The following is a 25,234-nucleotide window of genomic DNA, read 5'->3' as shown; positions in this document are numbered from 1 at the left end:
CAAAGACGGTTTTTACGAGATCGCAAAAGGCTAGGGCGTTAAATTTTAAAAGCTCTTTTGCGGGCGCGGCGAGGGAACGGCTTACATTTAGACGTCGTAGCAAAGGGTGTCGCCGCACGCCGAGCTAGAGAGGCGGCACAAGGACGGCTAGCGTTAAATTTGGCGCCGAGTTGCGCCGCCGCAAAGATGCTGGCGCACCAGGATTAGGAAACGATCCTGACGCGGCGCGGTGATCTTTAAATAGGCTAAGCTGCGTTCAAAAGTGGCGCTAAATTATGAAATTTATGCACACGGCGCAAAAATACAGACCCCAAGCGGCGCTTTTTGTGTGTCAGCGGATTATTGAAGCAGGCCTAATGGATAGCAAAAGCGGGCTTGGAGCCGCGGGAGATCGCGAATGCACGCCTTAAATTTAGCCTGCTTGCCGCGCTCGCTTGGAGTTTTTGCGCTTTAATCATCCGCACGCCGAATGTGCGCCTATTACGTGATACCTGCGCGCTCAAAGAGCTGCGATCGGATAGTATAAACGCCGTGAAATTTTATCGCATATTCAGTCTTTAAATTTAAAATTTAGCCCGCAGAATTTGATTGCGCTAGAGTTTTGGCGCGGATCGCGCTTTAGATTTCGCACCGTATATTGTTGCGACCGATAAAATTTAATTCGCGCCGTTTTGTCGCGATAAAATTCTATGGAATTTTTTAAATGCTAGCCGCAAAATTTCAAATCGTTATGCGTCTTGCGGCGACGCTAAAATTTTGACGCGATAGAATTTCGCAGCGAAATTTTACGCCGCTTAGCGTATCCGCTAGAGAGTGTTTGGGTGATAAAATTTTACGGCAGAGCTGCGGGCAAAATTCTAAGATGAAATTTCGCCCATTAAATTTACTGTGCGACTACTTTGTCGATCCAGTCAAAAAGCTCCTCTAGATCGTAATCTCCGCCGTGTCCTTGCCCCCAAGGTACTGCAAAATCGACATTCTTGCCCACGTTTTGCAAGCTAAGTGCCAAAATAGCGGGGACCGCAAGCGCCGTATCGCGATCGCTCGCGCCGTGTCGGATGCGGTAATGCTTCGCGCCGTTTTCGTTGCGCACGAAGCTCATTGCATCCATCATCTCTACGATCCGCGCATCTGCGATTAGCACCCCTTTGGCGGGGTCATTCATCGCACTAAAATCCGTAAAATGTGCCGCGTTAAATTTAGCGCCGCCGAACAGCTCGTTTTCGGGATTTTCAAGCGCGAAGCCGTCGAATGCAGGCGGGGTCTTGGCGCGCGGCTTGGAGGTCGCGTAGCCCCAAAAAAGCATATGCGATTGCGACGCGTCGTCCTTGATCTTTGCAGCGAGGTATAGGGGCGCCTTCGCGCGCGGATTTTTCGCCGCAAAATTAGCAAACGAGGCCGATATGAGCCCGTTTATGTAATCTTTGAAGCTGCCGTCACCGTTTTTATCCAGGCTTAGCGCGCGGCCGCCCCCGTCCTTCAAGCTTAGCGAGTTCAGATAGGCGGGGAATTGCGCCTTTAGCTCGTCTGAAATTTTAATCTGCGCTGCGCTTAGTTTGCCGCTTATCATCTTGCGCGCGGGCTTTGCGGCGCTTTGATTTGCGTCTTTTTTGGAATTTTTTTCAGCGCCGCTAGAATTTTCGCCGCGCTCGTTAAATCCCGCCGCATCAAGGCCGCTAAAATCCATCTTTTCATATTCGCTCTGTGCGCCGAACATCCACTCATACGCCGCGTCCGCGTGCTTCAGATTTGTGATCGGGCAGTATGCGGATGCCGCGTAAATTTTATCGCTCGCCTTCGCAGCGCCCAGTTCCTGCAAATACGGCTCGTACGCGGCCTCGTCCCCGCTCGCTCCTAAAAGCGCCGAGAGCGCTCCGCCCGCGCTCGTGCCGTTTGAGATGATCTTGTTTGCGTCCCCGGGCATCGCCGCGTCGTTAAATTTCAGATACCGCACGGCCGCCTTTAGATCGACGATCGCTGCGGGCGCCTTGCCGATATAATCGCCGTTTGCGCCCTTTAGCGTGCGTCCGCGCGCTGCGGGAGCGGCTACGACGTAACCGCGCGAAAGCGCCGTAGCGATCGCGTTTGGTTTGCCGCTTTCGTCTATTTTGACCTCGCCCGCTTCGCCGGGCATGTAGCCGCCCACGCCGTTTGGCAAAAATATCGGCGCGCTCGCGGCGTTAAATTTGCCGCTCTTGCGCCCCTCAAAATACTGCTGCGGGATGAAGATATTCATGCTCTGATAATGCGCGCTTACGGGTTTTGCGACGTAGATTATGCTTTTGTAGGCGCGAAATTTTATCTTTTTGCCGCCTACGATCACGCTTTCTTGCGTAAAATTTGCGGCGTTAAATTTCAGATCTATTTGCACGCTCTGCGTCGCCAAAGCCTCGGCGTTTAGGCTTAGCGCGCCGCAAAGTATCGCAACAGCGCCTAGGACAAGGGATTTTTTACTCATTGAAGTATCCTTTCTATTTTGATGTTGCCACTTTTTAGCCCTTTAAGCAGCTTAGTGACAAAGCTAATTTTAGCAAAACTCGGCGAATACTTAAATCCGCTGCGCGCCTAAATTTTGAAATTTAAACGCAAAGGCATCTGTAAGTTGAAAAGAATTTTAAACTCGAAGTGTCATTCTAGTGGGCATTTGCGATCCGCCGCCGTAAAACCGGCTGCATCAAATCCACTCGTTAATTCATAAGCTTCAGCTGCGTTTCGAAGGCGGATTTGGGGTAGAGGCCGATGAGCTTTTTGACCGCTTTGCCGTTTTTATCGTAAATCACCGACGTGGGGGTGCCGAAAATGCCGCCTACGATGGTTTCAAAGTATTTCACCGAGCTCGCGCCGCTGACGCTTGGGAATTTTATCCCCTTTTCGCGAGCGACCACGGCGTCGGCTTCTAGGCCTTTACCGTCGCCTAGAATGCCGATAATCAGCGCGTCGCCGCTAGCTTGCAGCTCGTTTAGCACGGGTACTTGGGCTTTGCATGCGCCGCAGCTGCTGGTGTAGAAAAACAGCACGAACGGCTTGTCGTTGCCCTCGATCTTTAAAGTGCGCTCGGAGGGGTTGAACTTGGAGGCAAGCGAGGTACCGTCGCTGCTTAGATGGTGCTTCCATCCGTCACAGCCTGCGAGCAGTAGCGCGAACACGGCGGCAGCAACTTTTAAATTTAAAAATTTTATCATCTAAAACCCGCCTTCGAGCGCGCTAAATCGGCCTTTAAATTTGCGTTTGAAATTTTAAAATTTACGGCGCGATCTGGGCGGAAATTTATATCGTGACCCACGCCTAGGCGTATGTTGCGATCCGCGTCGAAATCTGTGCCCGTAGCGTTTCGGTTTTTAAAATTTAGACTTTTTAAATTTTGGCTTTTAAAATTTTTCCCCACTCCGCTCGGCGTCGCATCGGCGCTTGATCTTTTGAGGCAAATAGCTTCGACGGGACGCGCGCAGCAAAGAGCCGCACCTGCATGCTCGAGCTTTGTGCGAATCCAAAAAGAGCGCGGGCGGGCGGTGAAATTTTTAAATTTTAACGTAGCTTTATTTTTCATCATGCAAGCTAAATTTTACGCACCCGAATTTTTGGCACCTTGATTTTCGCCGTTAGAATTTTCGGCACTCTGATCTTCGCCACCTAAATTTTGCGAAGCGGAATTTTTCTCACTCGTGCTCGAATTTTTATCGCCGTTCTTCGCTTTTAAATTTTCGACGCTAGAGCTTTGCGAAGTGCTTTGGCTTAAATCGCGATCTGAAATTTTATCTTGCGAACCGAGATTGTGCTTCATCGTGCTTTGATCCAAAAGTTCTATTCGATCGAGTTTGCCGTGTCTTAGGCGCACCACTTTGTCGGCAAATTTACCGAGCTCTTCGTTGTGCGTGACCAAAAGCAGCGTCTTGCCCTCGCTGCGAAGCGTCTGAAAGAGCTGCAAAACCACGCGCTCGTTGGCTTCGTCGAGGTTGCCCGTAGGTTCATCCGCGATGATGATGTCGGGATCATTGATGAGTGCGCGAGCGATGCAGACGCGCTGCTGCTCGCCGCCGCTAAGCTCGCTAGGGCGGTGCGTGATGCGGTGCCCGAGCCCTACTTTATCAAGTGCCGCCTTGGCGCTGTCCTCGTCCACGCAGCTGTGGTAGTATTGATTTAGCATGACGTTTTCGACGGCCGTTAGATAGGGGATTAAGTGAAACTGCTGAAACACGAGGCCGATCTTTTTACGGCGAAATTCTAAAATTTGCTCGTCATTTAGCGCGCTCGCGTCGGCTCCGCCCAGGATATATCTGCCCGCGGTCGGGGTGTCCATCAGGCTTAGGATATTGACGAGCGTGCTCTTGCCGCTGCCGCTTGGGCCCATTATGCTGACCCACTCGCCGCTTAAAACGTCGAAGCTGATATTATCGAGAGCCTTAACCTCGCCGAAGTATTTGCAGATGCCTTCAAATTTTAAAATTTCCATGTCATTCCCTTAATAGATTCGCTAAATTCGGATTCAGCGCCTTTTTGATCGGATAGTAGCTTGCCGCGAGCGCAAAAATCAGGCTCAGCGCGACCGCCGCAAAGAGGCTGATTAGCCTAAAATCCACGCTGCTTGAAAATATCAGATGCCCCAGCAAGATCGCGAGCAGGTATCCCACGAATACTCCAGCTAGCGAGCCTGCGACGCAGACGGTTAAAATTTCGCTCAGGATCAGGTGGAGCAAATTTTGCTTGCTCGCGCCGATTGCGCGGATGAGCGCAAACTCTTTGATCCGCGAAAGCAGGATCGAGCTAAGGCTCGTGTTGATGCAAACCGAGGTGATCAGAAGGATCGTAATGCCGATAAGAAGCATCAAAAGCTTGATTTTATTTAAGATGATGCCTTGGGTCTTGGATACCTTGCCGATCGGCGCGAAGCTCATCTGCCCGTCGCTTAGGCTTTTTGAAATTTCGCTAAGCTGCTTAAAATCGCCGCTTACGATCGCTTCGGCGTAATTTACCTGCGCAGGCTGATTTAAAATTTTTTGCGCCAGCGGCAGCGAGATTAGCAGCATGCCGTCCTCTTTCTGCCCGTCATAGACGATGCCTTTTATCTTTACCTTACTCGTTTCGTTTGAGCCGATCGGCGTGATCTCGATACTATCGCCGAGCTTCGCGCCCAAAAGTTTGGCGAGATCCTGCCCGATGAGAGCGTTTTTATCGTCGAAATCTACGCCGATAAACGAACCCTCTTTAAGATCCAAAAACGGCATAGTATCACGCAGAGAGGAGAAATTTACCCCCATGATGATGCCTGAATTGACGCCTAAATTTGCGCTGCCGAAAAGATATTTATTCGCGCTTTTTAGAGCTGTAATTTTAGCAAATTTCGCATCGAGCGCCGCTTCGTCCATATGGGAATTTTCTAAATTTGCGGGGCTCACGATTAAATTTGCGCCGTAGCTGTTTAACTCGCTGGCGACTTTTTTATCGATGTCGGCGTAGATATTTACGAACGCCGCGCAAACCGCGCTGCCTAGCATGATCGCGACGAAAATCACGAAGCTGCGGATGCCGCTGTTGATGATACTTTTAAAGATCGCGCCTCTAAAAAACGCGCCGTTATTTCCTACCATAAAGCACCTCCGCAGGCAGTAGCTTGATCACTCCGCGTAGCGGCAAGATCGAGCCGATAATGCAAATAAGAAGTCCAAAGACGATACTAAGCGGAAAGACCATAAGCGAGACGCCGATAAAGGAGCCAAAAATTTGATACGCGATCGCCCAGCTAAGCGCGTAGCCCACGACTGCGCCCACGAGTGAGCTTGCTACGCAGATGACGAAAATTTCGGCGGCGAACTGGATATAGATCATAAAGTTGCTCGCTCCCAGTGCCTTAAGCAAGCCGATCTCTTTTTTGCGCTTGTAAATTTCGCTGCTTAGCAGGCTCGTGATGCAGATGCTTGAGATCAGCAGCGACAGAATGCTTACGACGCCCATTAAATTTTGAATCTTCTTCGTGATGCCGCTTTGAGCTTCGCTGACGCTAAGCACCGCCTTAGCAGTTGCGTTTGGATACTCCTCGGTGATCTGATATGCGATGGAGCTTACGTAGGCTGAGCAGTACCAGGTATCGTATTCTGTGGCGTCTAGATTATCGAGGCTCCTTCTTGCCTTTACGGACAGATCGTCTTCCGGGATCGTCATGGCACTAACTTCTGCCTTGGCGATGAGACCCTCTTTGTGCGTTAGCTTTTGTACCAGAGATAAATTTGCAATCAGCTTTTTGGCTTCATCCTCCGCGCCGTGCAAAATTCCTACGACCTTAACCTCATAATCTCCAAGCTTAACCGTATCGCCGATCTTTAGCCCAAGCCCGTCTCCTGCAAGCACCTCGTCATCGGCACCGTCTTTTACCCACTGTCCCTCTACGCTCCAAAACGGATAGAGCGAGCGCACGCCCGATCTGAAATCAGGCTCATCGCTAACGCCTACGTCCTTTTCGAAGTAGGTTCCCACGACGTCGTAATCTCCCGCGCGGGTAGTTAAAAAGGGCGCAAAGGCGGTGATATTGTTGCGCCAAAAAATTTCTTTGATCTTATGCAGCTCGCTCTCTTTTAAAAAATCATCGTTTTTAAGCGGAGAGTATTCGCGCCCACCGATCTCGATACTTAGGCTTTGCGAGCGCGGTAGCACTACGATATTTGAGCCGTAGCTGCGTAGCTCCTTAGCGACCTGATCGCCGATTTTTAGCGTGATATTTAGCATGCAAGCGATCAGCGAGACCGATAAAAATATGGTCAAAAACGCTAAAATTTTGCTATCCCTGGAGTTCAAAATGGAGGATTTGATGATGCGTAAAAACATTATTTAAGCTCCTTTAGCGTGCCGTTTTCATCTACATAGCGCTCGGGGTGCGCGGTGAAGGCGTTTGCATTCGCTTCGCTTTCGAAAAAGTAGGTGCGTCCGTAGTAAAGATAGCTAAATTTAGAGGTGTTTAAAATTTCTTTTCTACTGACCGGATCGATCACCTTTTTATCCACGATCTCCGAGAAATAGGACGCGCCGTCCTCGATCGTTTTAAGTGCGATGACGATATTTTGCCCCTCTAGCTTATAATCCAGCGGGATCGGATTGCAGCCGCCCAGCTTACCGACGCTAGGCAAAAATATCCTCACGTTGCAAGCGATGCAGATGAGCTCGTCGCCTTTTTTAATATAGCCCATATCGCCGCAGATCGAGCACGCGTCAAAAACCGCGACCGGAGCAAATTTGTCCGTGAAGCGGTTTAGTAGAAAAAACCTGACCTTATGCCCGTCGTCGGTGACGTAGGCAAAGCGGTGCAGCTTGCCGTCCTTTACGATGTTTGCATCAATTATGAATTCCGCGCCTTGCGGCTCGATGATCTTAGGCTCATCGATCGTAGGCGGTTTTGAGGCGACCAAGATATAATAAAGCCCCAAAAAGCTGATTAAAACCCCAAGCGATAAGATCAGGCTAAAATCTCTAAAAATGGCGAATCTGCCCGCCTTAACCTCTCTAAATTTTATAATGTCCGCTTCGCGAGGTACACGCCTTGGCGCACGAAATACCGTAAGTAGCGCAATTAGCGCGGCTATAAGGCAAAGAGCTAGCGTCAGATAGGAGTTGTTGTAGTGGATGATTTTAGCGATGACGCTTAGAAACTCGGACGAGCCGATCGCGTTTGAAAGCCCTTCAAAACCCTTCGCAGCTAGCGCTTTGGGCGCGTCTGCCTGGCGCAGATCAAGACCCAAAAAGCCGATTTTAGCGATAAAGGCAAACGCCCACGCGATGACGAATGACGCCAGCTTTGCACCTCTACTCGCGCGCGCTAGAGCTGAGTGATAAATAAAATAGAATAAAATTAGCGCCAGCACGCCTAAAACCGCCATAAAGAGGTTGGTTAGGCTGAAGCTATCCAGCAGCTCGCCGGAGAAAATTTTAAAATTCATCCCTATGAAGCGGTATTCAAATCCATACGCGCAACCAAGAGCAAAAAGAACGGAGGCGGTAAGATAGAATCGCTTAAACTTAAACGCAAGCAGTAGCGCGAGCAGCGCTAAAAGTGCGAGCGCATCAAATACGATCTTGCCTGTATCGGCGTTTGCCGAGCGCGCAAATGCGCTAAAGCACAGCGCCCCAAACGCAGCCCCTAAAAGCGCGGGCAAAAACGATGCGCCAATAAAGCGCCTGCCGCCCAGATACGCGCTTAAAAACGCGAGCGGAAATAGAGCCAAGCTTATGTGATAAAAAAATATACTCATCAAAAATCCTCATCGAGCCTAATGCGCATAAATCGCCTATAATCGCTTAAATTTTAAAATTTTAAAATCTACGTCGTTTTGTAAATTTTAAAATTTCAAACCCGCTCGCAAAAATTTCGCAGCGATAAGAGTCGTCCGCAAAGAGAAATTTCGCCTCGCTATTGCTTTGGTTTTGTCTCACCCTCGCGACGCGCTAATTTTAAAATTTTGCCGCATTCGACGCCTAAAATATTCGTCAGCTTAAACGCGTCAAAGCAAAACGATGCGCTTTGACTGCGGCGTAGCACCTAAATTTAAACGGGCTAAAGTAACCGCCTTAAATTTAAAGCGTGCGGCTAAAAAATACCGCTAGAGCTCCGCCGAAAACGGACTCGGCGAAGCCAGCTACGATTTACTCTTTAGGAGCGCCTGTGTATTGGAAAGTGTATTTAACCGAGAACGGCTCCCACCATTTGCCTACGCCGGTCGCTTTGTCCGCGTGGCGGCCGAATCCGTTGGCGCTTGGATTTTCGATGTTGTAGGTTAGCTCGTAGTTGCCTACACCGTTTACCATCTTGATATTGGCGCCGTAGTGAGGACCGTCGCTAGCTACCATCGGCATGAAATTTCCCTTTTGAATCTTGCCGGTATCTAGGTTTTTAAGCACGTAAGCGATCTTTAGGTAAGGGATCCACTCGCCCTCGCCAAATCCGTTTGCGTTGCCCTTAATAGCGTGGATATCCGCCTCAAGGTGGATGTCCGCCTTGCTAGGAGCTAGATCAATGCCTTTAGGCTCCATATCGATAGGCTGAAGATAAACTGCCGCGATCTCCATTCCATTTTGCTCAATCGGCTCGCCGATTGGATGTTCTCCTGCCATTGCTATAACAGAGGCTAGGCTTAGCGCCAACATACCTGAAAAAATCTTTTTCATCTTTTCTCTCCTTATTAAGATTTGTTTTTTTGCTTATTTTTTAAGATTAAAATTCCTGCGATTAGAAGTACGATCATCACCGCTTGCGGCACGAGGCTCTGGACGTAAGGATAAAATCCGATCCACGTAATCGTAGGAAGCCCGTCTATCACCGTAGGCACGAATACCTTACCCTCGACTAGCTCCATCACGCCCTTACCCACAAATACGACGGACATATAAAATATGATGACCGATGTAGCAATGAAAAATGGCTTGATAGCGATTTTAAGCGAGAATTTTTTGATGACGATATAAACTATAATAAGAGCCGCCAGACCCGCTACGAAGCCTGCTGCTACCATGCTGGTAGCTGCCGGACTTTTGGCATCGAAAAGTAGTGCCAGATAAAATAGCACCGTCTCTGCGCCTTCGCGATAAACTGCCAAAAATACCGTCCACCAAAGCATCTTGCTATCGCCCGAGCTCAGGCTGTTTGAAATTTGACCTTGGATATAGGCGCTCCACTTTTTGGAGCTTGCATTTGAAAGAAGCCAAAAGCCCACATAAAATAGCAGAACTACGGCGATTAACATCACCGCGCCCTCCATCACTTCGCGCGTTTGTCCTGCATTTTCACTACCGAAGATATAATTCAGCCCGTAAGCCGTAGCGATACTTAGTACAACCGCGACGCCAAGAGCGCTATAAACGATATTTAGGTGCTTTGAGTTGCCGGATTTTATAAGTAGAGCGATGACTGCGGCTACGATAATGAGCGCTTCAAATCCTTCACGCAAGATGATGATAAACGCGTATAAAAATAGATCCCAATTACTTGATTTCTTCGTTAGCTCTAGGCTTTGGGTGAGCTGATCAAATAGCTTGTTTTGCGCCGCTACAATCTGCTCTTTGGAAGCACCCGCGCGCATAAGAGCTGAAATTTTATTAAAGCTTGCTTCGGTGTCCAGCTTAAGCTGAGTATTTTTAGCACCGACGATATTTTCCATGCCGCTCTCTTCGTATTCATCAAAGTAGATATTGCCGCTCTCGTCGATCGCATCATCAACCTTGCCGCTCTCGTAAAGCTGCAAAACCTTAGCCATTTTGTCTTTGATATTTTGCACAATCGGCGTAAAATCCTTGCCTTCATCCTCACTAGTATCACTTTGTGCTAACGCAGTCTGCGGCGCTATGGAGTAGCTTTCTTGCGGCAAATCATTTACGGCTTTTAACGCTAGATTATCTAGAGCGTTTATCGCTTCGTCAAATTTTGATTTGTCTGTATCCGCATCCTCGCGCAAGAGATTTCCGATAATTTGCTGGATTGATTGATCGGTCTGAGATGAGACATATTTTCGCACTGCCTCCTCTAGACGTTCGTTGCGGTAGATATCAAATTTAGCGCGATTTAGCGCAGCTTTTAGCGCAGCAGTGTCTTTCTTATCAAACGCAGCTTTAGCGTTATCCAGCTCAGCTTTAAATTCCGTATAGACGCTCATCCACGGCGAAGTTGTGCCGGATGCTGCGGAATTCCCGCCTGAGGCTGGTGCAGAAGTGCTGCCGTCGCCTCCGTCTTGATACTCGGCTACGAGACGATGACCAGATTCAATCACAGGCAGAACCTCGTCAATCTCGCGATTTAGATTATCGATCATTGCTTGGATCTCATTTAGAGGCTTTTCTGCTTTGATCGCTTTACGGATATCGCCGAATTGCTTCTCCATATCGTAGGATTTTTTCTGACTTAAATTTATGCGAATGCCGGCTTCTAGATTTTCAAAATGCCCAAAATACGCCTCTTGAGTTATCTTTCTAGCCTCAGAATTATTGCCATCGACATAAAGCTTGATCGCTTGAGCAAATTTCTCTTTTATCGTCGCTGCTTCCGCGCGATAATCCGTATCCGCAAAAAGCATAGCAAGCGGAAAAATTAGAGCTAAAACCGCAAATTTAAAAAATTTCATCTGAACCTTCTTGAGTTGAATTCATACATTAAATTTCAAAATCGAGCGGCAATTATATGTAGAAAAATCTTAAAAAGTAATAAAAAAAGCGGTTATCATAAAGCACGAAAGCGGCTAAATTCTCAATTGCAAGAGCTTTTTGATAGATGAAATTTAATAGAATTTAGGATATGGCGGAATTTTAAACGGCAGTCGGATTTTGCTCCGACTGCTAAAATTTTAATGAAGTTTCGACCAAATTTTACTTTTCCAAAGACCTGCAAAAACAGAAAGGATCAAGAAATAAATCATAATATTTATGGTCGTAGCTTCACGCTCGGCTTTTTTGCTATCGCCTACGTCAGCTAGATATTCCACGACCTTGGCTTCAGCGTTTTCGTTCAAGCCTACGCGCGGCATCGAAGTGCCTGGAAGCTTCTTTTGCGTATCATTGATAAACTCGTGCAGATAGTTGGCGCCTTTAGAACGGATCATCATCGAAAGATCAGGAGGCGTCGAGCCCATATACGCAGCCAAGCTAGCCTTGTCGCTGGATGCAAAGAGCTTATCGTATTTGACATCGTGGCATCTTAGACAAGCATCCTCAAAAACTGCCTTGCTTAAAAGGAATTTTTTCTGCGCTTCATTTAGTTCGGTGCCTTGCTTGATGCCGCTAGCAGCAGCCTCAGAGGCGATTAGCTTATCCTCGCTAGGAGCGAGCGACTTTAGATAGGCTACGATATCGGCGATCTCTTGATTTAGATCACCGCCTGCACCGAAAAACCCGGGCATCGGAAAAGGCTTTTCATCGCCAAATTTCTGATCTAGCTTAAGAGCCATGATCGGATCTTTGATGAGTGCAGCTAAGAATTTATCAGTGTATAGATAGCCTGCGCTGCTAAGATCCGGAGGATTGACGCCGTATGCGGCACTGGCGCTTGCCGCGTCCATAGGAGCGGGGATATTTGCACTTTTTACTCCATGACATGCGGTGCAGCCTGCATTTGTAAAGGTCTCGGCGCCGCGCACGGCATCGCTTTTGCTAAGATCTATTTTATTTATCTCGTCCCAAAAAAGCACCGTTTTGTCTTGTTGCTCTTTCGCACTGGCTAGGGCTTTTTTAGAATTTTTTATCATCGTCTCATCTCCGCCCTTTTCTGCTGCGGCCAAAGCGCTTTCTGCTGCAGCTACGTTATGCGCGGCCAAAGCCGTATCGCCTGCTGCAAAATCGTAATTTACCGGATCGGTGTGCGGACTAAGCTTAGTATGAGCATAAGGCTCGATAAACCAGTATAAAATTCCCACACAAAAAAGCACTAAGATTAGGGTTCTTATCTCTTTCATGGCTAGACCCTCTTTCTTTCTGCGATTGTAATTAATGGAAGCACTACGACAAGCAATCCAATATAGACGATCGATAAAGCAAAGCCCCAGTATTTATTTTCGATACCAAGCTCCGCGCCGTCTGCAGGGAGCTTGCCGAAGAGGCTAAGCAGGATCATGTCGATTACCAAAACCCAAAACCAAATGAAAAACGCCTTGTTTTTGTGCGCGGGGGCTACTACACTGCTGCGATCAAATAACGGGATAAAAAACAGCGAAACTCCGGCAAATGCAAAGGCGATAAGTCCGATGTCGGCGGCCTTAAGCGGTCCTACGTCGAAGTAAAATCCGCGTAGAATTTCATACTCCCAAAGGAAGTACCATTCCGGATAGATATGTGTCGGGGTTTTGAGGCTGTTTGCCGGCTCGAAATTTATCGGATCCATCGCAAAATCGAAGTGAAAGCCGACCAGATAAAAGAAAAATATCATAAAGATACTGACGTAGAAAAAATCTTTCGCCAAAAAGCCCGGCCAAAACGGAATCACCTTGCTTTCGCTAGTTTTTCCTTCCAAATACTTCTCACCCTCGAGCTCAAAGTCAATCTCCTCGCCGTCTAGGTTATTTACATGCGGAAATCTAAGCGAATAAAAATGCACTGCCAGCACCGCAACCACCACAATAGGCAGCAAACAGACGTGAAGCATAAAAAATCGCGTCAGCGTCGGATCACTAACAGCGTAATCGCCGCGAATCCATTCGACTATTGCATCGCCCACTACTGGAATTCCGCCGAACAAATTTGTAATAACCATCGCCGCCCAGTAGCTCATCTGCCCCCACGGAAGCATATAGCCACTGAAAGCCTCAGCCGAAAAGATGATGAAAAGTAGCATTCCGCTTACCCAAATCATCTCTCGTCCTTGCTTATACGAGCGGTAATAAATAGCTACTAAAGTATGAATGTATAAGATCAAAAATACAACCGATGCCGATACTGCGTGGATATGTCGCCATAGCCAGCCGTATTCGACCTCTTTCATAATCGTGAAATTTACGCTATCGAACGCGAGATTTACATCTGGTTTGTAATACATCACAAGCATTAATCCACTTACGAACAAAACTATAAATAGCGTCATTAAAATAACGCCCATCGCCCAAAGGAAGCTGATATTTTTAGGAATCCAATACTCGCTTACCATCACCTTGAAAAATTTCGTTACGGCAAGCCTTTGGTCGAACCAATCCCAAACTCCCGTAGCTTTTCTTATATGTGCCATCTGCGCCTCCTATGCTTTCTGCTTTAGGGCCTGGTATTCGGGACCCTCTTCGCCTAAAACGAGTTTCGTTCCGTCGATTTTAAAGGGCGGTATATCCATAGGGCGCGGCGGCGGACCGAACACGTTTACGCCGTTAGCATCGAAAATTCCGCCGTGACATGCACAGATGAATTGTTGCGTCGATGGCTTATAGCTGGGAATACAGCCCAAATGCGTACAAAGCCCGATGCAAAGCGTATATCTAGCATCTCCTACGACGACATCACGGGCATCGTTTTTAGGCATATCGGCGGTCTTTTTAAGCACGAAAATCGGCTTTTTGCGCCACTGCGTTTGATAAAGCTCGCCCTCTTTGATCGGACTTAAATCTACCGTAGTGACGCCGGCGGCGCGCACGCTAGGTAACGGATCCCACGATTTCTTCATCCCCACGAGTGCGAAAACGCCACCCACAGCGGCAACCGCGCCAAAAGTAAGCCCGATAAAGCCTCGTCTATCCTGTTTTAGATCAGACATCTTTATCCTTTCAAATTAAGAAATTGACAAGCGTCAATTTTAGCCAAATAAAGATTAAATCAATATGATTATAAGCAGAAATTTAGCTTAACCTTGCAAGCTAAATTATATTTTAAGATAATTTTAATGCCTGGCGAGGCATTTTCGTGGCTTAAAATTTTATAAATTTTCAAATTCTGTCATATTCTATCATGGCGAGGAATTTAAAATTTTAAAATTTTATCGCGTAAAATTTGCTGTGACAATGGCGTGCGAAATTTTAAAATTTCGACATCATAAATAAAATTCCATAAAGCGCGAGATTTTAAATTTAAAGACGAGCATAGAATTTATAAAATCAAATTTTAAAATTTCACTGCTCGGTCATGGCGGCAGTAGGGCAGAATTTTACGCTAGCGCGCTAGCTGAAATTTTAAAATTCTAAATTACGTCGCGCTTCCGTCGTATGAAAAAATTCCACTAGAAGTAAAATTTAAAACATTAAAATCCCATAGCGGTGCAAATTCCAAATCATTAAAATTTTACGACGTCTTAAAATTTCAAGCATCAAAAAATTCTATCGCGATGCAAAATTTCAAAATTTAGCGCAATCGTGAGCCATAAAATTCTATAAAATTCTGCGGGATTTCAAAGCCTAGCCAAAATTTAAATATAAATTTCATAAATCCCTAAAGCCTCGGCAAGCTGCAAAATCCGGGCGAAATTTCAAAATTATTATTCTGAAATTTGGGCCCCACCTATCTAAAGTCTAGCCGATTTGCCCGAGCGAAAATACGCCGCGATCGCAAGAGCCACCATCGAAGCGACCATCACGTACGCCCAGCCCGGCACCGGAATACGCTCGCCGCTAGCATAGGAGTGCATGCCGCTTAGGTAGAAATTTACACCAAAATAGGTCATTATGACGCTAAAATACGCAAACATCGAGGCTACGGCAAAGGCGAACTGATTATTGAGCTTAGGCATAAATCTAAAATGTACTACCACCGCGTAGATAAAAATCGTAATGAGCGCCCAGGTCTCCTTCGGATCCCAGCCCCAGTAGCGCCCCCAGCTTTCATTCGCCCACACGCCGCCTAGGAAGTTGCCCACCGTCAGCAAGCAAAGACCTAGGATCATCGACATTTCGTTGATATGCGTGGCTTCTGCGATATTGCGCGCAATCTCGGGGTTTTTCTTATCGAATAAAAACATCACGAGGGTAAAAATTCCAAGCAGCATGCAAAGCCCCAAAAATCCATAGCTCGCGGTGATTACCGAGACGTGGATCGTAAGCCAGTGCGATTTTAGAACCGGCTGGAGATTAGTGATCTGCGGATCGATGTCGCTAAGATGCGCGACCATCAGCGTTATGCCCGCCATTATCGACGTTAGCGCTAGCGAAATAGCGGATTTTCTCGAGAAAAATATTCCGCTTAGCGACAGCGCCCACGCGATGTAGATGAGCGATTCGTAGGAGTTACTCCACGGCGCGTGCCCCGAGACGTAGCCGCGTAGCGCAAGACCTGCAGTATGCGCGATGAAGGCGATAATATTTACGATATAAACGAGCTTAAACGCGCCGCCTAAGCGAAGAGCGGGCTTCATCATTCGCAAAAAGATAAAGATCAGAAGCAAAAATCCCGAGACAGTGTAGATCGGAAAGAGGCGCTTAAAAATTTTAGCCTTATTAAATAAAATTTCATATTTTATCGCGCTCTCGCTAGGCATTAGGTTTGCGCCGTTTTGTGCTTGGTATTTTTTGACGTAGCTTAGCATCTTTTCCGCGCCACTCCAATCCCCGCTTTCTTGGGCATAGACCACGGACGAAACGAATATTCCCATCATCTTTTTAACTTCAGTTGATTCGTTTTGATCCAGCGCATCGCCTAGATATAGTGGTGAAAGCCACTCGTTATTTTTAGCGTTCTTAACCGGAATAATTCTAAAATAATCCCCCATAAACGCCGAGTAAAAGACGTTTACGCGCTCATTTACCTTGATGATCTCTTTATCTAGCACGCCGCGATTGCCCAAAGGCTTGCGGTTGATCCCCTCGACCATTTTATCGAGTTTGTAGTAGCTCTCGCCGCCTTTAAATTCAAAAAAATCCATCATACTGGCGTGGGTTCGCTTCTCGTCCATACCTAGAATTTTTTTAAGCTCCGGCTCGCTAACCTTGATGATTGGCGCACGCCTCCAGTAGCTTTGATTTAGCATAAACGAAAGCGCAGCGGCGTTATGGTTTAAAATTTCGCCATTTGGCGCCTTGTAGTCGTCGGCGCGGTAAATTTTATTTAAAAGCTCCCTAGAAACGGTATCAAAAGGCTCCATTCGCCCATCAAATCCCTGAATTACGAGGCTTGCTAGATCTTCGCTAAATTTAGGATCGAATTTCGGTACGGCCAGCTCGCCTCCCATAGTAGAAAAATTATGCGGTGGGACGGAGTCTTGCTCCGCTGCAGATTCTTGCGGAGTGGAGCTTTGCTTGGAATTTTCAGCGGCGGAATTTTGCACAAAATTTTGCGAAGTAGAATTTTGCACGCTAGCCGGGTTTTGCGACGCGGAATTTTCTGCGGCTGCATTTGAGGCAGAATTTTGCGAAGTAGAATTTTGTGCCGTGGAGTTTTGTTCGGCATTTGCTGCGCTAGGATACAATGCGGCCAAACTCAAAGCCAATGCGCCTACTAATGCTAATGCCGCGCCTTTAGTGCCGCGTCGCGATTTTTTGGTGCGTTTTGATATGGAGCTTTCTGTGGAGCTTATGGGCACCGAACTAGACGCGGAATTTTTAGAATTTACATCTTTTTCTGTAGCAAGATGCGTATTTTCGCTGATTAGGCGCGAGAGCTTGAAAAAGCGCGAGCCCCGATTAAAAAAGTTAAAAAACATCCCTACGCAAAGCAAAAAATAACCGATGTAAGTTGGAACTTTACCGGGGTCTTTATTGACCGAAAGCACGGTGCCGCGCTCGTCTGTATCGTATGAGCTTTGGAAAAATCGGTATCCGCCGTAATCGAGCACGTGATTCATAAAAATATCATAATCAAAGCTCGAATTGCCGTCTTTTAACGTGATTTCGCTTTTATATCCGGAGGGCGAATTGGTGCCTGGATAGCGATCCATCACAAAGTCGCGAAGCGCGATTTTAAAAGGCAGATGAAGCATCTTTGGCGCCAAGGCTACGATGAAATTCTTATCACCCACCTTGTAGCTAGCGCCATGCGAATCCCTAGGCACGTAGATTTCGCGACTCTGCCCCGCAAAGCTTAGTGTAGCTACTACGCCGGGCTCACCAGGTAAATTCGTATCGACCGGGACGAATTTCTCGACCGCGGAGCTAAGCAGACTAACAGGGGCGAAATTTATCCCGTCGAAGCTGTAAAGCAAGAGATTGCCTAGCGGATTATCCTCGTTTCTCTTAAGCGGTGCAGTGCTCATATCAGCCATTTTAGTGGCGTTTATATCAAGACTTGAGTTTAAATAGAATTTGCCGTCTTTGGATTTTATGTAGATGAAATTCTTACTTTTAGGCTCTGCATTAAAAGTAATACTAAGCTCGCCTATATCCATGCTTTCGCCTGATTGCAAGGAGACATTTTGGCTGCCAACATTGTTTGAAAATAATAGCTCCACGCGCGCAGGAGCCTGTCCGGTCGGATCTTGCACCCATTTTAGCTCGCCGTGTTCTATTAGCTCTTTAAATTTTAAATTTGCGATCCTGCCCTCTACGTCTAGATTGAGATCGAAGTTCATCCGTCCTGCGCCGTTTAAAAATTTGCTCTCATTAGCAGATATAAACTCGCCGTCGCTGCCTAAAGTAAGGAGCTGAACGACCTCGTCTTTAGTCGTTACGATCGAGCTCTCACCGCCCTCTCTTATATGGATATTGCCCTCAAAGCCGAAATATCTAGTCAAAATCGCTCCAACAAGCATAAATAAAAAGCTCGCGTGAAAGATTAGCGCAGGCAGCGTGCGAAGCTTAATCATGCGGTAGCGATAGATATTGTAGGTTAAATTTATTCCCAAAAGCACCATCAGTGCGCCAAACCACGCAGTAGAATAAACCATCGCCCACGCTACTTCCGTGCCGTAAGCAGTCTCTACGAAAGTGGCGATCGCACAGGCTAGCGCCAAAATCAGTAGCATCACTGACGCGCACTCCATACTAAAAAATGTCTTCATTGATTTCCTTTAGATTTACGAGGGTTTTCAAAATCGCGAGATTTTAGCAAAAATTGCTTAATTTTTCATTTTACGACTTGCAAGCGCACGCCTACTAGCGTAGCTCAAATATGCGTTAAGATGCTTTGACAAAGCGATCAAATTCTCATCTTAGGCATTCGCGCAGGAATTTAACGGCGCGGATAAATTTTGTAAAATGCTGCAGAATTTGGCAAAATTCTATGTAAATTTCATGCGTCATCTCATAGCGTAATTTCTAATTTAGAATTCCGCTGCGATAAGATTCTATCTTGGCGAAATTTCTTCTTATTATTTTTTGCCTTGGGTATATGCGAGCTCGCACACGTCGCCCACCGCTTGGTGGCACGGGATCGCCGAGATCGAGTTATTGGGCGAGCCGTCAATCACTTTGTCTGAATAAACCAAATAGATTAGCGAGCCCTGCACCGCGTCGTAAAGCCTAACTACATGGGTCTTTTTGAAGATCAACGAGCTGCGTTTTTCAAAAATATCCTCTTTTTTCAGCTCCTCTTTAATGATGATTTTAGGCGCTGTCTGCACGCACGACACAGAGGCTTCGGAGCGGTCCTCCTCCACGCCGATGATCTCTTTGGCACCGCCTTTTTTGGCGTAAGAGACGTAGCAGGTCACGCCGTCGATCTTAGGATCTTTAACCGCGATAACTTCGATGCGATCGTCTTTGCCAAAAATTCTAAACGAAGTATTTACGCTACCTACGAGCTCGTAATCGCCCGCGCAAGCAAAAGCCGCTAAAATCGCTGCTAGAATAAATTTTTTCATAACCATCCTTTGGAATTTTAGCGGCGATTTTATCATTTATAATATAAATATTAAGCAAGTTTTTATAAAATACCGCGATTTAAATTTAAAGGAATTTTATGATCGAAGATATCTTTAGAGAATACGATATTCGCGGTATCGTGGGCGAGGAGTTAAACGAGCGCAGCGTAAAAGCGATCGGCTTTGCTCTGGGCAAACATATCGCAAATCTCGGGCTTGAACGCGTTAGCGTGGGATACGACGCTCGCCTTAGCGCGGACGAGCTTTTCGGCTATTTCGTAAGCGGGCTAAATTTCGCCGGGTTGCGGGTTTATAATATAGGCTTGCTACCGACGCCGGTGGGCTATTTTAGCGTATTTACGCATAAATTTGACGCAAACGTAATGATCACCGGCTCGCACAACCCCAAAAATTACAACGGCTTTAAAATAACGATCGGCACGGATAGCTTCTTTGGCTCGGATTTGAAACGTCTGGGTGCGCAGGTGCAGGAGCTGATCGGTTCAAATTTTGAAATTCCAACCGATACAAGCACCCAGAGGTACGACATTTTAAGCGAGTATCTAGCATATTTTGAGAAGGAATTTGCGGCTCTTAAGGGCTTTGCCGCGCCTTTTATCATTGACTGCGCAAACGGAGCCGCTGGCGTTACGACTACTAAAATCGTCGAAAGGCTAGAGCTAAACGCTAAAGTTTTATTCCCGCAGCCCGACGGCAACTTTCCAAACCACCACCCAGACCCCAGCGAAGAGAAAAATTTAGCAAATCTCAAAGCTGCGATGAAGCAAGATGGCGTGAGCTTGGGCTTCGGCTTTGACGGAGACGCCGATAGGATCGCCGTGCTTACGCCGCGCCGCAATATCAAAGGCGACGAGCTAGCCTGCCTGCTTGCCCTAAATATGACCCATCCGCGCATCCTAGGCGAGGTTAAATGCTCTCAAGCGATGTACGATACCATCGATAAGATCGGTAAAAGCTTCATGGGCAAGACCGGCCACAGCAATATCAAAAAGGCGATGAAGGAGCTCGGTATTGATCTTGCCGCGGAGGTTAGCGGGCATATCTATTTTAAAGAGCGATATTTCGGCTTTGATGACGGTGTATATGCGATGATGCGCGTGCTTGAGCTCGTAGCTAAAGGATATGATTTAGACGCCGAACTAGACAAGCTACCGCGAGTTTTTAGCACCGACGAGATAAAATTTAATACGAGTGAGGAGGCGAAATTTAAGATTATCGAGGCTCTTAAAACTCAAATCCACGCAGGTATCGCGGAGCTGCCGCCTATCCGCGATATTATCGAAATCGACGGCATCAGAGTGCGGTTCGATGACGGCTGGGCGCTCGTACGGGCAAGCAACACCACGCCTGTAATTGTAACCCGCTTCGAGGCCTCTAGTCCCGAGTTTCGCGACGAGATGCAGCGTGTATTTTTAGGTAAACTAGAAAATTTAAAGGACCAGAGATGAACGAATCTGAAAAGCAAGAGGTTGAGAAAAATATAAAAGAGCTTTTGGCTGCGAGAGCGGAATTTTTTAAATTCTTAGATGAGCGCGTGCCAAAAATCGCGGGTACCGACGTGTTTGATTTCGAGCGCGCAGGCGCGGCTAGCTTGAAAGAAATTTACGCGAAATTCTACGGATACGACTACGCCGCGCGCAAGCTGCTGCCATATTTATACCGCACTTATGGGCTAAATTTCGATGTCTGAGATCATCTTAGATCGCGCCGCTTATGTGCACAATCTAGCGCAAATCGCCGCCAAAGTAGGTGGAGCGGAGCGAGTATTTTTGGTAGCCAAGGATAATTCATACGGCCATGGCTGCAGGCTTTGCTGCGAGGAAGCGGCGAAACTAGGCTTCGTACGCGCCGTAACGCGAAGTGCTACGGAAGCTGCGCAGATTGCGGATTTATTTGATGAAATTTTAGTGCTCTCGCACATTCCGCGCGGGGACGAGGATGAGCGGTTTTGCTACGCGGTAAATGATCTGAGCTACTTCTCGCGTCTTAAACGAGGGCTTAAAATTTATATCGCTGCAGATACTGCTATGCACCGCAACGGCATCGCTGCGAACGAGCTAGATGAGGCGCTTAGGCTATGCAAGGCGGGCGGATTTAAGCTTCGTGGCTTTTTCACACACTTTCGCGCAAGCGACGAGCTAAGTGGAGATTTTTTCGCACAAAGGCAAAATTTCATAGAATTTAAGCGCCTTGCGAGGCAAAAAGCCGCCGCCGCGGGCTTTAGAAATTTAAAATTTCATTCGAGCAACTCCGCAGCTATCGAGCGAAGTGCGGGCTTTGAGGATGAGTATGCGCGCGTGGGGATGGCGCAGTTCGGCTACGCGCAGTTTGACGAAAGTTTAGGCTTACGCCGCGTGCTAAAGCTCTATGCCGATCTGATCAGCTCGCGCGTGCTAAAAAAGGGTCAGCGCGTCGGCTACGGCACGAAATTTGAAGCGCCGCGCGATATGAAGATAGGCACCTACGATCTGGGCTACGCAGACGGGCTACTCCGCTACGACGGCGAGGGCGAGTTTGTCCTCCCGAGCGGCGGGCGGATGCTAGGCAAGATGTCGATGGATAGCTTCTGCGCGGAATTCGGTGGCGAGCGTATCTGCGTGCTGAATGACGCGCGGATTTGGGCAAAACACTTCGGCACGATCGAATATGAAATTTTAGTCAAATTAAATTCCAACATCCCAAGGAGATTTCAATGAAAGAGCTGCAAGGAGAAAATAACGAGCGTATAGGTTACGACGATAAAGGCTTATCTGCGCGAGGCGAGAGCTTTGGCGGAGGAGAGTATCCGCGCCAAAAAGGAGGGCTTCATATCTTAATCAAAGCTCTAATCGTCTTAGTGATTGCGGCGATTGCATTTGCGATATTTGCAGTGCCGGTTTACAACAAGCTCGTAAGCAAAGATGAAGAAGTTAAAGCTGCGTGGAGCCAGGTACAAAATCAATATCAGCGCCGCGCCGATTTGATTCCAAATTTCGTAGAAACCGTCAAGGGCTACGCAAGCCATGAAAAAGATACCTTAGAAGGCGTCATAAATGCCCGCGCTAAGGCAACCGCTGTCAATATCAATGCAGAGAGTTTAGCGCAAGATCCGGAAGCGTTTGCGAAATTTAACGGCGCTCAAGGCGAGCTTAGCTCAGCCCTATCGCGCTTGATGCTGGTAGTCGAGCGTTATCCGGATCTTAAGGCAAATCAGAATTTCGCCGACCTGCAAAATCAGCTCGAAGGCACGGAAAATCGCATCGCCGTAGCGCGCAAGGACTACATCGCCTCGGTGCAGGAATACAACAAGCTAATTAGGACCTTTCCTACAAACATCATCGCGCGCATAGTAGGACTAGGTGGCGCCAAGCCTAGCTTTAGCGCTGATAGCTCAAGCCAAAAAGCCCCTAGCGTCTCGTTTAAATAACGCTAAAGGCGGCAAATGCTAAGCGAGCAGTGCAAGCAAAAAATCCACGAGCTAATCACGAAAGCCGAAGCCGCAAGTGGTGCGCAGATCGTCTGCGTAGTCGCGCGCGAAGCAAGCGAGGACTGCGAATCTAGCTATGGCGTGGCAGCAGTGACGGCGTTTGCGATCGGCATCGTTATGTGCTTCGTGCCGCAAATAAGCAAAGCTGAGCTACTGCAGATCGTAGCGCTTAGCTTCATTGCGATTAAAGCTCTGCTAGCTAAATGCCCCACGCTTTTAACTCTAATCACGCTTAAATCTCGCAGACTTCGGCTCTCGGGCGAGTTTGCGATGCAAAAATTTTACGAGCGTTATGGCAGCGTAAAAGAAGCGATAATGTTTTGCGTCTGCGTCCGCGAGCGCTGCGCTCATATCATCTGCGGCGCGCAAGCGGCGGAGTTTATCTCTAAGGGTGAGTTTGAACGTATCACGACAGAATTTAACCCCAGCACGCAAGGTCTTGAGCCTGCCGTTTTAAAGGCGATGGACGCGCTGTGCGAGCTAGCCATGCGAGTGCCTAAAGATAGCGAAAATAACGAGATAGAAGAGACCTTGGTGGAGCTACGATGAGAGTGGCTTGGAGATTTGCTTTTGCCCTAATGGCGCTATTTGTAATAAGCGTCGCCGCGCCTAGCGAGTATCTAGCCCATCCAAACGGCACCGCTGTAATCGATGAGGCTGGCATTTTACGCCCAGCCGCGAGAGAGAGTCTGAATGAAATTTTAACGACTTTCGATAAAAATTCCACAAACCAGATCATGCTCGTAAGCCTAAAATCGCTCGGAGACTACTCTATCGAGGAAATCGGCGTAGAGCAGGCGCGCGCTCTTGGTATCGGGCAAAAAGGGCGCGACAACGGCGTACTGCTGCTCGTCGCTCCGCACGAGCATAAAGTGCGTATCGAGGTCGGATACGGGCTAGAGGGCATGCTAACCGATATGCGCGCCAAGCGTATCATCAGCAATAAAATTCTGCCCTATTTTAGGCAGGGGGATTACGAAAGTGGCGTCATTAGCGGGATTTCGGCGATCATCAGCACGATCGAAGGCGGCGATATAAAATTTGATCCGCTTAACGCCAACGCGCAGCAGGATCCGAGCAACAAGGACTTTGCGATCTTTATGGTGCTTTTTGCGGTCTTGCTTTTTGCGATACTAAGCCACCGCGTGACGCGTCGCAGAGTAAGCGACGAGGATATAATCTCGAGCGCAGACATCATAAGCGAAATCGCGCGCTCATCGCGCATGAGAAGAGGCTCATCCGGGGATTTTGGCGGATTTAAAGGAAGTGGCGATTTTAACGGAGGCGGCTTCAGTGGGGGCGGCGGAAGTTTCGGCGGAGGCGGTGCTAGCGGGAGCTGGTAGTTACGGAATTTTATCAAAATTCCAAATCGTAGAATTTTATCTAAATTTTAAAATTTCAGAATTTCTAAATTCGGCTACTTGCGTAGAAAAACAGCACGAGTGGCTTGTCGTTGCCCTCGATCTTTAGCGTGCGCTCGGAGGGGTCGAACTTGGAGGCGAGCGAGGTGCCGTCGCTGCTTATATGGTGCTTCCATCCGTCGCAACCTGCGAACAGCAGCGCGAACACGGCGGCGGCAACTTTTAAATTTAAAAATTCCATCGTCTAAAATCCGTCCTTAAATCTGCTTTTAAAACTGCCAAATTCGCTTTTAAATTTGCGTTTGAAATTTTAAAATTCACGGCGCGATGTCTATTGGAATTTATATCATAATCTGCGTTAGAAATTATGTCGCGATCTGCACTAGGGCGTATGTCGTAGTAAGTCATACTTTTGGTTTACGCCGTGATCCTTGACGAGATTTATGTCATAATCCGCGCTAGAATTTATATCGTGGCATATATTTAAATTTAAGTCTCGATCTGCGTTAAAGTTTATACTTTGGCATGTGCTGCAGCAATATGCTTAAGGCGTATGTTGCGATCCGTGTCGTAATCCGCGCTAAAAATCTATATAGCGACCTGCCTCACAATTCGTACTCATAGCGTTTTGGTTTTTAAAATTTAGGTTTTTAAAATTTTTACCCACTCCGCTCGGTTTTGCGACGGCGCTTGATCTTTCGAGACAAACAGCTTCGGCGGGACGTGCGCAGCAAAGAGCCGCTCCCGTTCGCGCGAGCTTTGTGCGAACCCAAAAAAAGCGCGAGCGAGCGGTGAAATTTTTAAATTTTAACGTAGCTTTATTTTTCATCATGCGAGCCAAATTTTACGCACTCGAATTTTTGGCACCTTGTTTTTCGCCGCTTAAATTTTTAGCGCCCCGATCTTCGCTGCCAGAATTTTGCGAGGCGGGATTTTTAGAATTATATTTTTTGATATCGGAATTTTCTGTAGCCGAAGCATTTGTGCCCGGATTTTTGCCATTAGAATTTTCGCCAATTAAATTTATTTTTTGAAGAATTTTAAATCCAAATTACGCGCCCTATTCTTTCATCGTGGCTTATTTATATAAAATTTCACCTATTAAAAATTTGGACGCAAAATTCCACCTGCGAAATCTCGATAAAATTTTGCCATTAAATTACGAAATAAAATTCTACCTCGCAATTCTACCACTATTTCTTGGCTATTTTATAGTAGCCATCCTCA

General features: G+C 47.3%; 21 protein-coding genes and 1 pseudogene. 6 read left to right on the top strand and 16 right to left on the bottom strand.

The features are described from left to right. Positions 1-883: 883 nt before the first annotated feature. The 14 genes and pseudogenes from Q0600_RS04925 to Q0600_RS04860 form a co-directional block, all read right to left on the bottom strand. Positions 884-2,458: a subtype B tannase gene (locus tag Q0600_RS04925; protein WP_298757594.1), complete on the bottom strand. Its 1,575-nt coding sequence runs from the start codon at positions 2,456-2,458 to the stop codon at positions 884-886. Between the two features lie 229 nt (positions 2,459-2,687). Continuing rightward, positions 2,688-3,182 (bottom strand): TlpA disulfide reductase family protein, encoded by a 495-nt coding sequence (locus tag Q0600_RS04920; protein ID WP_298757591.1) that lies wholly within the window; start codon positions 3,180-3,182, stop codon positions 2,688-2,690. Further along, positions 3,179-3,547, bottom strand: coding sequence for a hypothetical protein (locus Q0600_RS04915; protein ID WP_298757589.1), 369 nt, complete (start codon positions 3,545-3,547; stop codon positions 3,179-3,181). Before Q0600_RS04915 ends, Q0600_RS04920 begins: the two co-directional genes overlap by 4 nt. A 264-nt stretch (positions 3,548-3,811) precedes the next feature. After that, positions 3,812-4,450 (bottom strand): annotated as a pseudogene (locus Q0600_RS04910) (ABC transporter ATP-binding protein); the annotation flags it as partial. Between the two features lies 1 nt (position 4,451). Then, positions 4,452-5,585: an FtsX-like permease family protein gene (locus Q0600_RS04905; RefSeq protein ID WP_298757586.1), complete on the bottom strand. Its 1,134-nt coding sequence runs from the start codon at positions 5,583-5,585 to the stop codon at positions 4,452-4,454. Beyond that, complete coding sequence (locus Q0600_RS04900; RefSeq protein WP_298757584.1) at positions 5,572-6,816, bottom strand: ABC transporter permease; 1,245 nt, start codon at positions 6,814-6,816, stop codon at positions 5,572-5,574. Before Q0600_RS04900 ends, Q0600_RS04905 begins: the two co-directional genes overlap by 14 nt. After that, positions 6,816-8,234, bottom strand: coding sequence for a Fe-S-containing protein (locus Q0600_RS04895; protein WP_298757581.1), 1,419 nt, complete (start codon positions 8,232-8,234; stop codon positions 6,816-6,818). The genes Q0600_RS04900 and Q0600_RS04895 overlap by 1 nt, the downstream gene beginning before the upstream one ends. Positions 8,235-8,625: 391 nt before the next feature. Continuing rightward, on the bottom strand, positions 8,626-9,147 hold the full coding sequence (locus Q0600_RS04890) for an iron transporter (RefSeq protein ID WP_005869331.1): 522 nt from the start codon (positions 9,145-9,147) through the stop codon (positions 8,626-8,628). A 14-nt stretch (positions 9,148-9,161) separates the two neighbouring features. Further along, positions 9,162-11,093, bottom strand: coding sequence for an FTR1 family protein (locus Q0600_RS04885; protein ID WP_298757579.1), 1,932 nt, complete (start codon positions 11,091-11,093; stop codon positions 9,162-9,164). A gap of 219 nt (positions 11,094-11,312) precedes the next feature. After that, entirely contained in the window at positions 11,313-12,416 is a 1,104-nt protein-coding gene (locus Q0600_RS04880) for a c-type cytochrome (protein ID WP_298757576.1), read from the bottom strand. A 2-nt stretch (positions 12,417-12,418) separates the two neighbouring features. Then, on the bottom strand, positions 12,419-13,678 hold the full coding sequence (locus Q0600_RS04875; RefSeq protein ID WP_298757573.1) for a cytochrome bc complex cytochrome b subunit: 1,260 nt from the start codon (positions 13,676-13,678) through the stop codon (positions 12,419-12,421). Positions 13,679-13,687: 9 nt separating this feature from the next. Continuing rightward, positions 13,688-14,194 carry a ubiquinol-cytochrome c reductase iron-sulfur subunit gene (gene petA, locus Q0600_RS04870; RefSeq protein WP_177387024.1) on the bottom strand — a complete coding sequence of 169 codons (507 nt, stop codon included), beginning with the start codon at positions 14,192-14,194 and terminating at the stop codon, positions 13,688-13,690. A 741-nt stretch (positions 14,195-14,935) separates the two neighbouring features. Continuing rightward, positions 14,936-18,358, bottom strand: coding sequence for a cytochrome c biogenesis protein CcsA (ccsA, locus tag Q0600_RS04865; protein WP_298757570.1), 3,423 nt, complete (start codon positions 18,356-18,358; stop codon positions 14,936-14,938). Positions 18,359-18,667: 309 nt separating this feature from the next. Next, positions 18,668-19,159 carry a CreA family protein gene (locus Q0600_RS04860; RefSeq protein WP_297948661.1) on the bottom strand — a complete coding sequence of 164 codons (492 nt, stop codon included), beginning with the start codon at positions 19,157-19,159 and terminating at the stop codon, positions 18,668-18,670. Positions 19,160-19,257: 98 nt separating this feature from the next. On the opposite strand from Q0600_RS04860, the gene Q0600_RS04855 reads away from it, so the two are divergent. From Q0600_RS04855 to Q0600_RS04830, 6 genes are read left to right on the top strand one after another with little or no spacing between them, the layout of a single operon-like run. Further along, positions 19,258-20,628: a phosphomannomutase/phosphoglucomutase gene (locus tag Q0600_RS04855; RefSeq protein WP_298757567.1), complete on the top strand. Its 1,371-nt coding sequence runs from the start codon at positions 19,258-19,260 to the stop codon at positions 20,626-20,628. Continuing rightward, the gene (cmeU, locus tag Q0600_RS04850) at positions 20,625-20,870 is read left to right on the top strand and encodes a CmeU family protein (RefSeq protein WP_298757565.1); all 246 of its coding nucleotides are present in this window, start codon (positions 20,625-20,627) and stop codon (positions 20,868-20,870) included. The genes Q0600_RS04855 and cmeU overlap by 4 nt, the downstream gene beginning before the upstream one ends. Continuing rightward, positions 20,863-21,876 carry an alanine racemase gene (locus Q0600_RS04845; protein WP_298757563.1) on the top strand — a complete coding sequence of 338 codons (1,014 nt, stop codon included), beginning with the start codon at positions 20,863-20,865 and terminating at the stop codon, positions 21,874-21,876. Before cmeU ends, Q0600_RS04845 begins: the two co-directional genes overlap by 8 nt. Further along, a complete protein-coding gene (locus Q0600_RS04840) occupies positions 21,873-22,586 on the top strand; it encodes a LemA family protein (RefSeq protein ID WP_297945944.1) in 714 nt (237 codons plus the stop codon). Before Q0600_RS04845 ends, Q0600_RS04840 begins: the two co-directional genes overlap by 4 nt. 15 nt (positions 22,587-22,601) lie before the next feature. Next, positions 22,602-23,195, top strand: coding sequence for a hypothetical protein (locus tag Q0600_RS04835; RefSeq protein ID WP_298757560.1), 594 nt, complete (start codon positions 22,602-22,604; stop codon positions 23,193-23,195). Then, positions 23,192-23,989 (top strand): TPM domain-containing protein, encoded by a 798-nt coding sequence (locus Q0600_RS04830; RefSeq protein ID WP_298757557.1) that lies wholly within the window; start codon positions 23,192-23,194, stop codon positions 23,987-23,989. Before Q0600_RS04835 ends, Q0600_RS04830 begins: the two co-directional genes overlap by 4 nt. Before the next feature lie 64 nt (positions 23,990-24,053). Here Q0600_RS04830 and Q0600_RS04825 read toward each other — a convergent pair whose 3' ends face one another. Both Q0600_RS04825 and Q0600_RS04820 read right to left on the bottom strand, forming a co-directional pair. Continuing rightward, a complete protein-coding gene (locus Q0600_RS04825) occupies positions 24,054-24,248 on the bottom strand; it encodes a hypothetical protein (RefSeq protein ID WP_298757553.1) in 195 nt (64 codons plus the stop codon). Further along, positions 24,236-24,415 carry a hypothetical protein gene (locus Q0600_RS04820; protein WP_298757551.1) on the bottom strand — a complete coding sequence of 60 codons (180 nt, stop codon included), beginning with the start codon at positions 24,413-24,415 and terminating at the stop codon, positions 24,236-24,238. Before Q0600_RS04820 ends, Q0600_RS04825 begins: the two co-directional genes overlap by 13 nt. Between the last annotated feature and the right edge of the window lie 819 nt (positions 24,416-25,234).

It is taken from the genome of uncultured Campylobacter sp. (assembly GCF_938041645.1).
In the GTDB taxonomy this organism is placed as follows: Bacteria; Campylobacterota; Campylobacteria; order Campylobacterales; family Campylobacteraceae; genus Campylobacter_B.
The sequence above is the reverse complement of the archived record's forward strand: the minus strand, read 5'-3'. Positions and strand labels throughout refer to the sequence as shown.

Coding starts and splice junctions, on each gene's coding strand:
- Q0600_RS04925 (WP_298757594.1), bottom strand. CDS start 2,458: ATGAGTAAAAAATCCCTTGTCCTAGGCGCTGTTGCGATACTTTGCGGC.
- Q0600_RS04920 (WP_298757591.1), bottom strand. CDS start 3,182: ATGATAAAATTTTTAAATTTAAAAGTTGCTGCCGCCGTGTTCGCGCTA.
- Q0600_RS04915 (WP_298757589.1), bottom strand. CDS start 3,547: ATGAAAAATAAAGCTACGTTAAAATTTAAAAATTTCACCGCCCGCCCG.
- Q0600_RS04905 (WP_298757586.1), bottom strand. CDS start 5,585: ATGGTAGGAAATAACGGCGCGTTTTTTAGAGGCGCGATCTTTAAAAGT.
- Q0600_RS04900 (WP_298757584.1), bottom strand. CDS start 6,816: ATGTTTTTACGCATCATCAAATCCTCCATTTTGAACTCCAGGGATAGC.
- Q0600_RS04895 (WP_298757581.1), bottom strand. CDS start 8,234: ATGAGTATATTTTTTTATCACATAAGCTTGGCTCTATTTCCGCTCGCG.
- Q0600_RS04890 (WP_005869331.1), bottom strand. CDS start 9,147: ATGAAAAAGATTTTTTCAGGTATGTTGGCGCTAAGCCTAGCCTCTGTT.
- Q0600_RS04885 (WP_298757579.1), bottom strand. CDS start 11,093: ATGAAATTTTTTAAATTTGCGGTTTTAGCTCTAATTTTTCCGCTTGCT.
- Q0600_RS04880 (WP_298757576.1), bottom strand. CDS start 12,416: ATGAAAGAGATAAGAACCCTAATCTTAGTGCTTTTTTGTGTGGGAATT.
- Q0600_RS04875 (WP_298757573.1), bottom strand. CDS start 13,678: ATGGCACATATAAGAAAAGCTACGGGAGTTTGGGATTGGTTCGACCAA.
- petA (WP_177387024.1), bottom strand. CDS start 14,194: ATGTCTGATCTAAAACAGGATAGACGAGGCTTTATCGGGCTTACTTTT.
- ccsA (WP_298757570.1), bottom strand. CDS start 18,358: ATGAAGACATTTTTTAGTATGGAGTGCGCGTCAGTGATGCTACTGATT.
- Q0600_RS04860 (WP_297948661.1), bottom strand. CDS start 19,159: ATGAAAAAATTTATTCTAGCAGCGATTTTAGCGGCTTTTGCTTGCGCG.
- Q0600_RS04855 (WP_298757567.1), top strand. CDS start 19,258: ATGATCGAAGATATCTTTAGAGAATACGATATTCGCGGTATCGTGGGC.
- cmeU (WP_298757565.1), top strand. CDS start 20,625: ATGAACGAATCTGAAAAGCAAGAGGTTGAGAAAAATATAAAAGAGCTT.
- Q0600_RS04845 (WP_298757563.1), top strand. CDS start 20,863: ATGTCTGAGATCATCTTAGATCGCGCCGCTTATGTGCACAATCTAGCG.
- Q0600_RS04840 (WP_297945944.1), top strand. CDS start 21,873: ATGAAAGAGCTGCAAGGAGAAAATAACGAGCGTATAGGTTACGACGAT.
- Q0600_RS04835 (WP_298757560.1), top strand. CDS start 22,602: ATGCTAAGCGAGCAGTGCAAGCAAAAAATCCACGAGCTAATCACGAAA.
- Q0600_RS04830 (WP_298757557.1), top strand. CDS start 23,192: ATGAGAGTGGCTTGGAGATTTGCTTTTGCCCTAATGGCGCTATTTGTA.
- Q0600_RS04825 (WP_298757553.1), bottom strand. CDS start 24,248: ATGGAATTTTTAAATTTAAAAGTTGCCGCCGCCGTGTTCGCGCTGCTG.
- Q0600_RS04820 (WP_298757551.1), bottom strand. CDS start 24,415: ATGACTTACTACGACATACGCCCTAGTGCAGATCGCGACATAATTTCT.